Annotated in this window: 12 protein-coding genes and 1 pseudogene; 1 reads left to right on the top strand and 12 read right to left on the bottom strand. The window is 30.4% G+C overall.

Annotation, left to right across the window (positions count from 1 at the left end; all coding sequences use genetic code 11):
* Window positions 1-92 precede the first annotated feature (92 nt).
* Together DES33_RS08780 and cysK are read right to left on the bottom strand one after the other, a co-directional pair.
* On the bottom strand, window positions 93-257 hold the full coding sequence (locus DES33_RS08780) for a hypothetical protein (protein ID WP_227930624.1): 165 nt from the start codon (window positions 255-257) through the stop codon (window positions 93-95).
* Window positions 244-1,140 carry a cysteine synthase A gene (gene cysK, locus DES33_RS08785; RefSeq protein ID WP_110058740.1) on the bottom strand — a complete coding sequence of 299 codons (897 nt, stop codon included), beginning with the start codon at window positions 1,138-1,140 and terminating at the stop codon, window positions 244-246. The genes DES33_RS08780 and cysK overlap by 14 nt, the downstream gene beginning before the upstream one ends.
* A 107-nt stretch (window positions 1,141-1,247) precedes the next feature.
* Between cysK and DES33_RS08790 the strand changes: the two genes are divergently transcribed.
* Window positions 1,248-1,913, top strand: a complete 666-nt coding sequence (locus tag DES33_RS08790; protein ID WP_110058741.1) for a Crp/Fnr family transcriptional regulator — start codon at window positions 1,248-1,250, stop codon at window positions 1,911-1,913.
* Window positions 1,914-2,047: 134 nt separating this feature from the next.
* On the opposite strand, the gene DES33_RS08795 is transcribed toward DES33_RS08790, so the two are convergent.
* The 10 genes and pseudogenes from DES33_RS08795 to DES33_RS08840 form a co-directional block, all read right to left on the bottom strand.
* Entirely contained in the window at window positions 2,048-3,646 is a 1,599-nt protein-coding gene (locus tag DES33_RS08795) for a heparinase II/III domain-containing protein (RefSeq protein ID WP_110058742.1), read from the bottom strand.
* Window positions 3,647-3,837: 191 nt separating this feature from the next.
* Window positions 3,838-5,895: an elongation factor G gene (gene fusA, locus DES33_RS08800; RefSeq protein ID WP_094225058.1), complete on the bottom strand. Its 2,058-nt coding sequence runs from the start codon at window positions 5,893-5,895 to the stop codon at window positions 3,838-3,840.
* Window positions 5,896-6,272: 377 nt separating this feature from the next.
* Window positions 6,273-6,464, bottom strand: a complete 192-nt coding sequence (locus tag DES33_RS08805) for a hypothetical protein (protein WP_094225059.1) — start codon at window positions 6,462-6,464, stop codon at window positions 6,273-6,275.
* 378 nt (window positions 6,465-6,842) lie between these two features.
* On the bottom strand, window positions 6,843-7,130 hold the full coding sequence (locus DES33_RS08810) for an AraC family ligand binding domain-containing protein (protein ID WP_094225060.1): 288 nt from the start codon (window positions 7,128-7,130) through the stop codon (window positions 6,843-6,845).
* Between the two features lie 67 nt (window positions 7,131-7,197).
* Entirely contained in the window at window positions 7,198-7,770 is a 573-nt protein-coding gene (locus DES33_RS08815; protein WP_110058743.1) for a uracil-DNA glycosylase family protein, read from the bottom strand.
* A 138-nt stretch (window positions 7,771-7,908) separates the two neighbouring features.
* Window positions 7,909-8,287: pseudogene (locus tag DES33_RS08820) on the bottom strand (MobA/MobL family protein); the annotation flags it as partial.
* Window positions 8,288-8,306: 19 nt separating this feature from the next.
* The gene (locus tag DES33_RS08825; protein ID WP_110058744.1) at window positions 8,307-8,834 is read right to left on the bottom strand and encodes a helix-turn-helix domain-containing protein; all 528 of its coding nucleotides are present in this window, start codon (window positions 8,832-8,834) and stop codon (window positions 8,307-8,309) included.
* Between the two features lie 91 nt (window positions 8,835-8,925).
* The gene (locus tag DES33_RS08830) at window positions 8,926-9,360 is read right to left on the bottom strand and encodes a hypothetical protein (RefSeq protein WP_110058745.1); all 435 of its coding nucleotides are present in this window, start codon (window positions 9,358-9,360) and stop codon (window positions 8,926-8,928) included.
* 416 nt (window positions 9,361-9,776) lie between these two features.
* Entirely contained in the window at window positions 9,777-11,066 is a 1,290-nt protein-coding gene (locus DES33_RS08835) for a DUF2254 domain-containing protein (protein ID WP_110058746.1), read from the bottom strand.
* A 381-nt stretch (window positions 11,067-11,447) separates the two neighbouring features.
* Complete coding sequence (locus DES33_RS08840) at window positions 11,448-13,064, bottom strand: DUF4435 domain-containing protein (RefSeq protein WP_094225065.1); 1,617 nt, start codon at window positions 13,062-13,064, stop codon at window positions 11,448-11,450.
* Window positions 13,065-13,301: the final 237 nt, after the last annotated feature.

Raw genomic sequence — 13,301 nt, forward strand, 5'->3', positions numbered from 1 at the left:
TTAAAACAAAATTAAACGGAATGTCCCCTGTTATGTACAGATTACATTCCGCTTAAAATATTATTAAATTATTCCGTGTTTACGGGTTCAGGTCAAAGAGTTGTGTGCTTTTTTCTATAAAAATAATTTGCGATTCTGTGATAAATCAACGCCCTCACGATTGGATACATAAATAACGCTTCAAATTTCGTGCGACATGCAGGATCTTCTTTTAAAATAAAATCACCGTATTCAGATAATCTTTTAATTAGCCTCATTTTCAAATAATTCAGTCGACAAGTACCTTTCTCCAGTGTCTGGAAGAACAGTAACTATCGGACCATCAACTTTCTCTAACATTTTTAAAGCGCCAAATACGTTTGCGCCCGAAGAAATTCCCACCAAAAGTCCTTCTTCTTTTGCAAGACGTCTTGCCATGTCCAAAGCATCGTCACCTTTTACAGTGATAACTTCATCTACCATATCCTTGTCCAAAATTTCTGGAACAAAGTTTGCTCCAATTCCTTGGATTTTGTGTCCACCAGCTTTTCCAGTGCTTAACAACGCTGATTCTTCTGGTTCAATTGCCCACACAGCTACATTTTCATTCTTTTCCTTTAAGAAATGACCAACACCACTAACAGTTCCACCTGTTCCTACACCAGCGATAAATCCTTTAACCTCTGGTAATTCAGAATAGATTTCAGGACCTGTGTATTTTTCGTGAGCCAATGTGTTGTAAGGATTTGCAAATTGATTTGGCATAAAATATTCGCCAGTAGCTTCCATTTCTTTCGCCTTATCAACGGCTGCCTGCATACCACCTTCGCCAGTCAAAATAATTGTCGCACCATATGCTTGCATCAATTTACGTCTTTCGATAGACATTGATTCTGGCATAACAATCGTAACTTCGTAGCCCAAAGTTTTACCAATCATTGCAATCGCAATTCCCGTGTTGCCACTTGTTGGTTCAACAATCTTCATGCCTGGTTTTAATGAACCATCATCAATAGCTCCTTTTATCATTTCAAGAGCTGCTCTGTCTTTGATTGAACCAGTTGCATTTTCCTTTTCAACCTTAACATAAATATTTCCATTTCCTATGTTTTTCAATCTAACAAGTCTTGTATTTCCAATTGTATCTAAAATATTTTTCATTTTTCTCTCCTTTATTTCCATATATAATAAACCACATTTGATTTTATGTCTATAGTTTAATATAATTTAATGAAAAAGTACGTTGTTAAAACAACCCAGAGGTAGAAATGGAAATATTAAAATCAGAATTATTTAAAAACTTCTCAAAACAAGAAATCGAACAACTATTAAACTCAAATTTTATTTACCAAAAATCCTATAAAAAACACCAATACATATACAAATCTGGAAACACAACAGACACATTCGGGTTAATACTCAAAGGAAAAGTTAGATTAGAAATCACAAATTATTGGGGAAGTAGAATGATACTTTCAAACAGAAATAAATTCCAAATAATAGCAGAGTCTTACGCAATAAGTGGCGAAAAATTAATCATAGATGTAGTTGCAAGTGAAGACTGCGAAATCTTGTTCATAAAAACAAACCAAATTTTCACAAATCACAACGATTACAACGACAAATTAATCAAAAATCTTCTCCTCATATTATCGAACGACAATTATTCACTATCACAAAAACTTTGCCAATCCTCCTTCAAAAAAATTCGCCAAAAACTATCCGTCTACCTAAGCTCTGTCGCCCTAAAAAAAGAAACCAACCAATTCGACATACCATTTAATAGACAAGAACTTGCAGATTACCTAAACGTCGACAGAAGTGCACTATCTAAGGAACTAATGGAAATGAAAAAAGAAGGACTACTTGATTACAACAAAAACCACTTCTCACTTTACAAAAACTTCAAGGAAGAATACTTCTACGTAATCTAGTCAGTTCTAGTCTTACTGAATCTGATCAAGCCAGATTTTCACAAGCGAGATGTTTGCTTGTACGTTAGCAAGCCTTACGCTCTCACACAAAAAATGCCCCTATCACACGATAAGGGCATCTCTACTTATTATAATTATTTTAATTCAATATCAACTTTCATTTCTTTATCTATTCCATTACAATCAACTTTAATTACTTTTGTACTTTGTGGAGGATTTTGATAGTAAACAGAATAATAAAAATCATCTGTTAAACTCACTTCATCTTCAGTAATTAACTTTCCAATAAGCTTGTCGCCTCTATAAAGTTCAACAACATTTTTTCCTAACTTCTTCTTGATTTTAGGTTGAATTGAAGGATCTAAGTGAAATAGTCTAGTGTATTTATGTTCTTGTTTGTCCAATGATTTTACAGTATCAATTATCGAAATATTTGATAAGTCTTTGTTAAATCTTATATTCCTTTTGAAAGTAATATTTGAAATTCTTTTAGTCACACCTGACATTTCCCATGGAGAATCTGTTTTTGTTATTTTTACATCCTTACCCTTAAATTTATTTCCATCGTCTACAATTAAAGTATTATGGGCTTCAAAATCTGTTTGGTATTTTGTATGAGGATTAGATTCTTCATATCCATACGAACCAAATTCAGTAAATATATTACCGTCCTTATATAGCCAAAAACTCAAATCATCGTTATGATGGTGAGGATTCTTGATGTAACCACCCCTAAACAAAAGAAAAGCTTTTTTGTCCATATTTTTGTAAATGTCATAACCAGATTCATAATAAGTTTGTCTTTTGTTAGTGTTTCTATTATTTAAAATATCCTCACTATAATAATCATTTAGATTAATCTTCATCGACCAGGAATCACCAATATTAGGTATGATTCCACTTGGAAGAAGAGTTTGGTAGGCAAAATCTGCAGATTTTACGTAAATTTCCTTTAATTCATTGTAATTTGGAATCACATTTTCGTCATAATTATCTAAAACTTTTTTTAATTCAGCAACTAACACATAGTGATATTCAGATGAATTTTCCAAATGGACACCATCATTATCAAAGTTATCTTTAATATATTTTTCTATTCTTTTACTGCATATATCTTTTATGTCATCTCTACCATATTTTACTGCATACATAAGACCTGCTTCATCTTGAAAAAACCCATGATTATTATTACCAGAATAGAAATCAGTAAATGCAAAAAGTTCTGCGGTTTTCTTCAAATTATCGTCAAGCAATTCTTCATCTTTATTAGACAATTTAAAATCTAATTGTTCAGTTTTTTTAATAAAGTTTAGAATATTCGTCATTCTAAGAGCAGTTGTTTCATCATGCCATGACATTTTACTTTTATCAAACTCCATTTGCTCTACAAAAGAAATTATCAATGAATACCCTTCTTTTATATATGAAATATCCTTTGTATCTTCATACGCATTAAAAAAATCGTCTAAAAAAGAAAATCCATAAATCAATCTTTGAAAAGATCTTTCTATATTACTGAAAGCTTTCCAATCTCCATCAAATTTATATGTCTGTTCTTTACCTTTAAAATCAATAACCATTGTACCATCTATAATTTTATCGGAAATAATCTTAGATTTCGATTTTTTTGTTTGCTCAATTTTTTGTTCTGGTTTATTATTTAAATTTTCTTGCCCACAAGCAGACAGAGCAATAGACGATAATATAACCAGACATAAAATCCTTAACTTCATATTAACTCCTTGTATGTATTTTTCATATATAATATCAATATTAGCTTACAATAAATCAAATGTATTTGCAATAGAAATAAATAATAGATTAATATATACTTAAGTAAGCCTTGTGCTTTCTCGCTAATATCTCAACACTTATTTTTCTCACGCAAAAATGCCCCTATCAAACGATAAGGGCATCTCTAATTTTATTGTTCTTTAATTATTTCTTCTGTAACATTTGCAGGGACTTCTTCATATCTCACAAATTCCATTTCAAATTCTCCCCTTGCTTGAGTCATTGATCTCAAATCTATTGAATATTCGAATAATTCTTTGTGAGGAGCTTCTGCGATTACTACTTGGTTACCGTCTTCGTCAGATTCCATTCCCAATATTTTACCACGGCGTTTGTTCATATCTCCCATTACATCTCCCATGTATTCTTCAGGGATTTTGATTGTAACTTTCATAATAGGTTCTAATAAAATTGGTTTCGCTTCTTCAATTCCTTTTTTAAATGCGATTTGAGCTGCGATCTTGAATGCCATTTCATTTGAATCTACTGGGTGATATTTTCCATCGTAAAGAATCGCTTTGACGCCAACTACAGGATATCCTGCCAAAGGTCCCTTTTCCAACGATTCTTCCAAGCCTTTTTCAACTGCTGGGAAGAAATTCTTAGGAACAGCTCCACCGAATACTTCTTCTTCAAATACAAAGTTTTCTTCAGAATCTGTCAATGGTTCAAATCTAATAAATACATCCGCAAATTGTCCAGCACCACCAGATTGTTTCTTGTGTTTTCCTTCGACGTCTGATTTTGATTTGATAGTTTCACGATATGCAATTCTCAATGGAACAACTTCTGTTTCTACTTGGTATTCGTCTTTTAATCTGTCCATCATTACTTGAAGTTGAACATTGCCTCGTCCACCGATTAATAATTGCTTAGTTTCATTATTTCTTTCAGATACAAATGACAAATCTTCAGTTTGCAATTTAGTTAATGCACTAGAAATTTTATCGTCATCTGATTTCGATTTTGGTTGAATTGCAAAGAATAATGTTGCAGGTTTTAATTTCAAACGTTTGTAAACAGTTGGATCATTCTTATCAGAAATAGTATCCCCTGTTTCTGTTTCAACCAATTTGCTAATTGCACCGATGTCACCTGCGTGAACTTCATCGGTTTTTATTTGTTCCTTGCCACGTAAGAAGAACAAATCACCAATTTTTTCGTCAACTTCCTTGCTTGAATTATATATTAAAGTATCTTTGGTTATTTTACCTGATATAACCTTGAAAATTGAAATCTTTCCAACAAAAGGATCCACAATTGTCTTAAATACAACTGCACTCATTGGTTCGTCAACAGAGAACTTACGTTGCTTGTCGTCAGCATGTCTGAATCCGTATTTTGCTCTTTCATCGTCAGGTGTTGGCATGTATTTTTCGATAATTTCTAATAAAACATCAACACCTACTCCTGTAAGCGCACTTCCTGCAATAAGTGGTACACAACTACCTTCAAGTAGTGCTGATACTAAAGCTTTTTTGAATTCTTCGTGAGTAAATTCTTCTCCGTTGAAATATTTTTCCATCAAATCATCGTCTGTTTGAGCGACAACTTCACAAATTTCATCGAATACGACATTAACTTCATCCACTCTATCTTCCGGAATAGGAACTTCTTTGAATTCGAAACCATTGTATTCATATGCTTTTTTGTCGATAACATCAATAACTCCCTTAAAGTCTTCGCCTTCTCCAAGAGTCAAAGTGAACGGAATAATATTATTACCAAATTTAATGTGCAAATCACTAACACATTTGTTGAAATTAGCATTTTCTTTTTCCATTTTATTTACAAAAATAATTCTTGGAAGATCTATTGATTGAGTATAACGAAGAACTTTTTCTGTTCCTACTTCTATACCATTAACAGCATCAATAACAATAAGCGCCGCTTCAGATGCTCTTAGTGATTGATACACTTCTCTTTCAAAATCAAAATAGCCCGGAGTGTCTATGAAATTGATTTTTATGTCATTGTGTTCGATTGGAATAACAGAGCTGGATATAGAAATACCCCTCTTCATTTCTTGCTTAGAATAGTCAGAAACTGTGTTTTTGTCCTCAACTTTTCCGACTCTGTTAATCACATTGGTTAAGTATAGGCATGCTTCAGTGAGTTGAGTTTTTCCACTTCCACTATGCCCAACCAAGCTAAGATTTCTGATTTTGTTTGTTGGATAAGATTTCATAATTGTGCCTCCTATTATTTATAAGAAAACATTTGCATTTTTATTGCATAGTTTAATACGCAAATTGATAAATAAATTTGCCAAACAATATTTATAATATCGTTTGCAAAATGACCGCAACGTTTCTCTTATATTATTAAAATATATATACCCAAAAATCAAAAATCCTAACAACCTAAAAATTATTATACAAAAATTCCTCCTTACATATTTATATTTTTTTAATGAGATTTTATTTTGCTTGAATCTAAATCTAACATCTTATATCTACATAAGAGGTGGTTTTATTCTCTGATATAATTCGATCAACACACTTAAGTGTACAATAAAAAAGCACCTTTAATATATTACTGTATAAATCAAAGTAGTTTGCTTAATTAGTCTAATATTTCAATTGATTTAATATCTGATTCGTAGAAAATCCAAATATCTCTATCAACTCTCATCTCTAGACCATCTTCTTCGACTTCATAATCATCTTTTGCACAATAGTGTGCATACCCATCATAGCTAATCCCCTTTATATCTGTTAATCTAATATATTGTGCATTGTATTCTAATAATTTCACATTTTACACCTTTCTTTCTTGTTGTTTTAGGTGGAGTCCTGTCATTGTGTTGTAAGTGTGGACAAAATACTTGCCATCGTAACCATGGATATGGATACCAATAAAACCATTAGCAACAATCTTCCCTAAATATTAGTTAACTCCAGGTTCATTTTGGAAAATCCAACAATAATACCGTCTTACACCTGCATAAAATAATCTCCAAGCACGATATCTTTCTAAAATAAGATAATTATCCTTATAAAACGTAAAACGTCTGTGATTTCAATAAAACTAAGTCTTTTTTCATATATGATGCCTCAAATTTTTGCTTAAATATGTAAAAATTAAAGGCAGGTTGATAAAATAACCACCTGCCTATCTTAGCTAAATATATTCTTAAATTTTTACTTTTATAACCATCAAATCGCTATCCTCAAGAGCCTTAAGAGCATGGATTTCATTAGGATCCATTGTGATTATATCACCTGGGATTATTATCTGATTTCCGTTCTCTCCCTTAAAATCTACCTTGCCCTTATAAATTACAACTACTACACTTTTATCTGACTTGTGACTTGGTATTTCATCGCCCTTTTTGATTTGTAGGTGGGTTATTTGTAAATTATCCTCATCCACCAAATGCTCAAATTTGCCGTCTAAAATATTCGCACTTATTTTTTTCATATTATCTCTCCTTGTTAATGACCATTACCATAAAAAATGGTATACAATAAATTTTTACAAACACAATTTATCTCAGCTTTTTTACAATTTTCTTTAACTCAGGCAAGACCTCCTCTCTAAAAAAAGGATTTTTTGCTATCCACCTGTTGTTTAGAGGACTTGGGTGGGCTATTGGGAAATATTCTGGCAAAAATTCTTTGTAAGATTTTACTGTTTCAGTTAAATTTTTCTTAAATTTATCCTTCAAATAAAACTTTTGAGCATAGGCTCCTATCAAAATGGTTAACTTTATATCCTTCAATTCATTTAATAATAGTGGATGGTATTCTTTTGCAATAAAAGATCTAGGAGCCTTGTCGCCCGATTTCCCCTTTCCAGGATAATAAAAATCCATTGGAATTATAGAAAAATCTTCACTATGGAGGACGTCTTCCGATATACCCAACCATTTGACAAGATTTTCCCCACTCTTATCATTAAATAAAATACCAGTTTCTTCAACCTTTTCCCCAGGAGCTTGCCCAATTATCAAAATTTTTGATTTTGGATTTAGCTGGAATATTGGGTTAATTCCTCTATTTGTGTAGATTTCATTTCTGCTATCTTCTCTTAATTTTTTAATAATGAGTTTTTCTTTCATAATTTTGCCATCACCTTCATTAGAATTAGAACCTTACCAAGCTTTATGGCAAGTAACAATTTTCGTAAAAAATCTATTCTTAGCATAGTAAAACTTTCAACCTACATAAGATTATTACCCATTTTTGTCTTGACTCTAATCATGAATTGCATAATCTACTATAATTCCTTGTGATGTTAGATTTTCTTTTATAAATTTTTCGACTAGGTTTTTATTTTCACTTAAAGATAATTTTTTGGGTAGTCCTATTATTAATTGTCTTTTTAATTGTACATTAGAATTTTTTTCTGCAATTTCTACTTTATTCCATAAGGTCGACCTATCGTTAAATTCTTTTGGTATGTGATCAGGCAATATTATATTTTTTACTAATACTTTTTTTCCTTGTATAGTCGTAGGTTACTCTGTCCTATTCATTTTTTATTTTTTCTCCACTTATATATGCCGCACTTGCTACTGCACTTTTTCCTTTTCCTCTTGATATTATGTTTACTGAAAAATGGAAATTGTCTACCATTTTTTCTGAAATATGCTAATTATATCACACTACGTTGTTTTAATTTCTTATTAAAAATATATGCACAAATTGTGCAAATCACAAGAAGTAGTGGTGCTATTCTGACAAATCCCCATTCGAAACTTTGCAATATGAATTTCATTACTGCTGTGTTTGAGTCTGTCGTGTCCCATTGTAAATAGCTGCTTTTCATAAAAAACAATGCTATGAACACAACCACAATTAGCACGTCGAATGCGATAAATATATTTCTGTAAATCGTAATTTTCTTTTGTTTATTTTCGAAAAATTGCATATTAATTTCTTCGAGTTTTTCCGATATTTTATCTAATTCTGTTTGTTGTGTTTCTTCTATATTTTCACCTAATAGGACGCTTACAGATGTGTGTAAGATTTCCGATAAATTTATCAAAGAATCCGAATCAGGAACGGACAATCCTCTCTCCCATTTTGAAACTGTCTGTCTGACAACATGCATTTCATTAGCTAACTGTTCCTGTGACAATCCATTTTGTTTTCTTAGTGATTTAATATTTTCATTCAACATTTTTTTACCCTTCTTTCTATGCCACAATAATACAATAATTCCTGCCGTTGCCTCAAGAAACTAAAATTAACATAGTAAAAATCCAATGATTTTAGCGTAATCTTTGCTTAAATATATATCTAATCTCATCTTCATAATCTATATCGTAAATTTGAATAAATGTATTTCCATATACGTATATTTTTATTTTTAAATTATCATTTTTCTTTTCTATATTTATTTTCTTAATTTCGTCAAATCTCACAAATTTTAATATAGTAGTTGCATTCATCGTGATATTGATTCCTTTTTCAGAAATTCCTTGATAGAATACTGATGAATAAATTGAAGCTGTTGCAAATATAGCAACAAGATAGCCCAGTAATGTGTTTTCAAATTTATAGCAAATAACAAAAACTACAATAGCAAATACACTTATAATTAGTATTATTTTCGATTGAATTTTAACGTTTATTTTGTTTTGTTGTTTGCATTTGAAATTATATACAAAATTTATCGCAAATGCTAAAATTACAAGCAGCTTCATTGTCCCTCCAATATGTTTTCTAAGTCGATTTATTAAAATATGTATTCAGATATCAACGTAAAATAATTATTAGCATCAAAATATTATATCATAAATATTCACCGTGACTATTTTAATGAGTTTATTTCATTCCTAGTACAACATTTTTCCCACGTAAAAAGGACAAGCCTACGCTTATCCTTTAATCAATAATTCTTCTTTTCCAAATGTTCGATGTATCCTAAACCATTCAAAATACTAGATTTTATTCTTTAGAGTATCACTAAATCCATCTAATTATAGGACATTTTCAAATTTTTGGTCCAGTCCCAGTACCTTAGAATTATAAATTTGTAGATTTGTAATTATCAAATCTATCATATAGATTTTTTAGTTTGGAATCATTTTCTATTTTTTAAAAACATTGTCTAATTTTCCTATAAACTTACGTGCTCTTCCATGTTGTTTTTTATTCTTTTAAAACTATCCAAATGAATTTCGTGAGTAAAATTTTCTATTAAAATTTCATAGCTATCATCAAAAAATTTTTTTATGCTTTTTTTAGCACTTATATCTGCCATTGTGTATATTATAAAAATTCCTTGTAAAATCGCTTTGGTAACCAATGGATCACCTGCTGAATAGGAAATTATCTGGCTGAAACCAAGATATAGTTCATCCTCCACAGAATAACTTTGATAAATTATTTTTACATTTTCGTCCTCTTTCATGATTATAAAATGATTGCCTGCAGATAATAGTTTCCCTAGCAATGATGACATTTTATTTATACACATTATTGCAGTATTTGGATCATTTGTGCCAGGGCTTAGGGCCATATTCGCGATTTCGGTTAAGTTTACAATTCCACGGTGATAATCTTCTTCTCTATTATTGTAAGCATTTATTATAAACAATGGACTTAATTTTTCTTTTAATTCTTTTTTATCATTATCATCCAACTCGCATTGGAATATATTTAATTCCCCTAAGGTTTCGCCTTTGGTTGTGTATTCACCAATTCTCTTGTTTATAGCAAGTTCTGCTTTTATGCCATTAAGCTCTTTAAAAATCTCATCTGCTTTTATTTCAAATAAATAACCTGAACTCTCAGCTACAATTGATAACTTTGTAGATTCGTCATCTACTTCATAATGCTTAGCTTTTTTTCTTAGTTCTACCTCTTTATCAATAAGTTTCTCGCAATCATTAAAAATATTTTCTATAATATTTGATACTTTTAGATTATCAAGAACCTGTCTTGAGAAAGCGATAAAACTTAGCATCGCAATTATGGAATAAGCAATTCCAAGACTTCCAGCGATAACATGTTGGTCTGGAGCAATATCTTGCAATAATAGGATACTGATTACTGAATAGAAAAAACCACTGACAAATATACCATATAAACCAAGAACTCCAGTCCTATCTATGAAACTCTGAAGCATCCTAGGTGATATACTACTGCTATATTTATTAAGTACAGTGACAATAATTGTAAAACAAAAAGTACTTATAGTTAAAAATATTCCAGATATATTAGAAAGAAAATCTACCGAAACTTCAACCGACAACAATAGTTGTTTGGGAATATAAGATTTAATTGAAATATATTGATGATCAAAAATCCAGGTAACTAAAAGAAGCGACACTGTTAAAATTAAAAATCTTGACATCCTTAAAAAATTCTTATGATTAAAAAACCACAATTTAATTTTGGACAACATATATCAATCCTCCTGTTTAAATATTTTAATTATTGGACTATATTATCATATACTTGATTCTTGTACAATATGAATTTATAAATTTATATCCTTGTCATTGAAAATTCACTTGAAATTTTCTCGCTTAGTGTTTCGGACTCAGATTTGTTTCATACCAAAAATGACCGATGCTTTAGCATCGGTCACCCTTAGATGTAGCTATTATTCCCATTCTTCTTTTCCAAACGTACAATATATCCCAAACCATTCAAAATACTAGATTCTATTTTTTAGAGTATCACCAAATCCACCTAATTATAGGACATTTTCAAATTTTTAGTCCCGTCCCAGTCCCAGTATCGGAGAAGTTATAACTGTTCCGAACTAAGTTTATATCAATGTTTAATCCGAAAGCCTTGGGACATAGTTTTTAAATATTCCAAATACTTCCTCTTGTTCCTTATTTCGCAAAATAGAAATAACTGTATTTAAGTAATCATTGTCTTTTAAACTAAGATGATGGCCTATTGATTTAGCTAATCCTTTTTCATTAAACATTTCTAACACTTTATTGTAATTATTACTTTTCAATGCTTCTTCATATGAATTTAATGTTTCTTCATAAATACTTTCATCATTAATACTTTTAATAATATTAGTGAAACTATCTTTTGTATTTATTTCAGAAATTTCAGCCATAGATAATTCATGTTTTATCTGAGATACCACGTTTTTATTAACCTGACTACGAATCTGATTACCAAATCTTTCTTTAATAATATAATTTTTAATATTATTAAATACATAATTAAAATTCTTGGCTAAATAATCTGCTAAAAATTTGATGAGTTCTTCTATAATAAATAAATTCTCTACTTCAGAGACTTTTAGCGTGTAAATATTATCTTTTGCTAATTTATTTATTTCATATTCCGTTCTAAAGTCACGGTCAATTATTCCATAGACATTATAATTGTGGATATTTTGAGTTGATTTAAAGGATTTTGTTCTCATAATTACCTGCATACAGCTTCCACAAGGAATAATAAAATAGTTAGGATATAAGATAGAGTATAATTGAGTGTCAAAACTATTCTCTTCTCCTTCTACGAACAAAATATTTTTACGTGACCCTAAAATATCAAATAGCAACTTTTCTGGAAGGTCAGATGAAATTATTTTTTCTAAATTCCAATTTTCCCCATCATAATTCTTTATCCATATCTTTTCTGAGTTTTTATGAGAAGCAGCAAAATTTGTATCATGTGTTATATAAATAAACAAGCAATCAGAGCGATATTCTTCTAGGCTTTCCCACAACTCATTCATTATTGTTCCATGAAGATGGATTTCAGGCTCGTCGATTACCAAAGTTTTATTTTCAGGAATAGCTAAAACTTGAGAAGCTAAGTATAATACCGATCTTTCTCCATCACTCATTTGGTTTGCAGAATACTTTTCAGAACGCTTGCTACTTTCATAGGCATAAAACTTAGACTCTTCAAACAAAAGATGTCTTTGTGGAAATATACTATTCCATATTTCCATTAGTTTATCGATAACAGTTAGAGGAGTGTTAGGCTTTACAGAATTATTTTTTTCCGCATCTTGACAATTTTTAAAATATACTGATGTTTCATTGTTATACATCGCTATTAAAGCTGCTAAAACGTCATCAAAATCATCTATCAGTTTAGTCGTTTTAGATTTCCCCCAATCCCATCTGAATCCTTTATTATGTCTTTTAATTGTATCTTCATCATCTGTTCCATAAATTATTTTATTCTTTGCATAATCATAATTACTAAGCGATAAATTAGACTTAAAATTAAGTTTTCTCTGTGCTCCAATTCGATGAACTATATCTTGATCTTGGTCTTCGATCCAGGCACCTAATTTACTTTTCCCACTACCATTTGCCCCTATAATAATTATTGAATTATTATTTATTGTGTTTTCTTCAATACCACCATTAGTTTTAGGTAGCTTATAATTATAACTTTTCAAATTCTTCAACATATTGCTCACCTCTTAAACTTAGCTTCAAATTAATACAATCGTTTTATTTAAATCTAATTTGAAGATTTAACTTAATAAAATGGTTCTATAATAAATGTTGTAGTTTAGGTGGAACCCAACATTTATTATAGAACCATTGAAATAACCTGAACCCCAAAATCCGGAATACGGATGGAGGGGTTTTTGTATGCCAAAATACACAAAAGAATTTAAAATAAAATTAGTACTAGAATATTT

The organism is Finegoldia magna (genome assembly GCF_003182075.1).
In the GTDB taxonomy this organism is placed as follows: domain Bacteria; phylum Bacillota; class Clostridia; order Tissierellales; family Peptoniphilaceae; genus Finegoldia; species Finegoldia magna.

Bases quoted from the DNA above. Each gene is read 5' to 3' on its own strand.
- DES33_RS08780 (WP_227930624.1), bottom strand. From the start codon at position 257: ATGAGGCTAATTAAAAGATTATCTGAATACGGTGATTTTATTTTAAAA.
- cysK (WP_110058740.1), bottom strand. From the start codon at position 1,140: ATGAAAAATATTTTAGATACAATTGGAAATACAAGACTTGTTAGATTG.
- DES33_RS08790 (WP_110058741.1), top strand. From the start codon at position 1,248: ATGGAAATATTAAAATCAGAATTATTTAAAAACTTCTCAAAACAAGAA.
- DES33_RS08795 (WP_110058742.1), bottom strand. From the start codon at position 3,646: ATGAAGTTAAGGATTTTATGTCTGGTTATATTATCGTCTATTGCTCTG.
- fusA (WP_094225058.1), bottom strand. From the start codon at position 5,895: ATGAAATCTTATCCAACAAACAAAATCAGAAATCTTAGCTTGGTTGGG.
- DES33_RS08810 (WP_094225060.1), bottom strand. From the start codon at position 7,130: ATGAAAAAAATAAGTGCGAATATTTTAGACGGCAAATTTGAGCATTTG.
- DES33_RS08815 (WP_110058743.1), bottom strand. From the start codon at position 7,770: ATGAAAGAAAAACTCATTATTAAAAAATTAAGAGAAGATAGCAGAAAT.
- DES33_RS08825 (WP_110058744.1), bottom strand. From the start codon at position 8,834: ATGTTGAATGAAAATATTAAATCACTAAGAAAACAAAATGGATTGTCA.
- DES33_RS08830 (WP_110058745.1), bottom strand. From the start codon at position 9,360: ATGAAGCTGCTTGTAATTTTAGCATTTGCGATAAATTTTGTATATAAT.
- DES33_RS08835 (WP_110058746.1), bottom strand. From the start codon at position 11,066: ATGTTGTCCAAAATTAAATTGTGGTTTTTTAATCATAAGAATTTTTTA.
- DES33_RS08840 (WP_094225065.1), bottom strand. From the start codon at position 13,064: ATGTTGAAGAATTTGAAAAGTTATAATTATAAGCTACCTAAAACTAAT.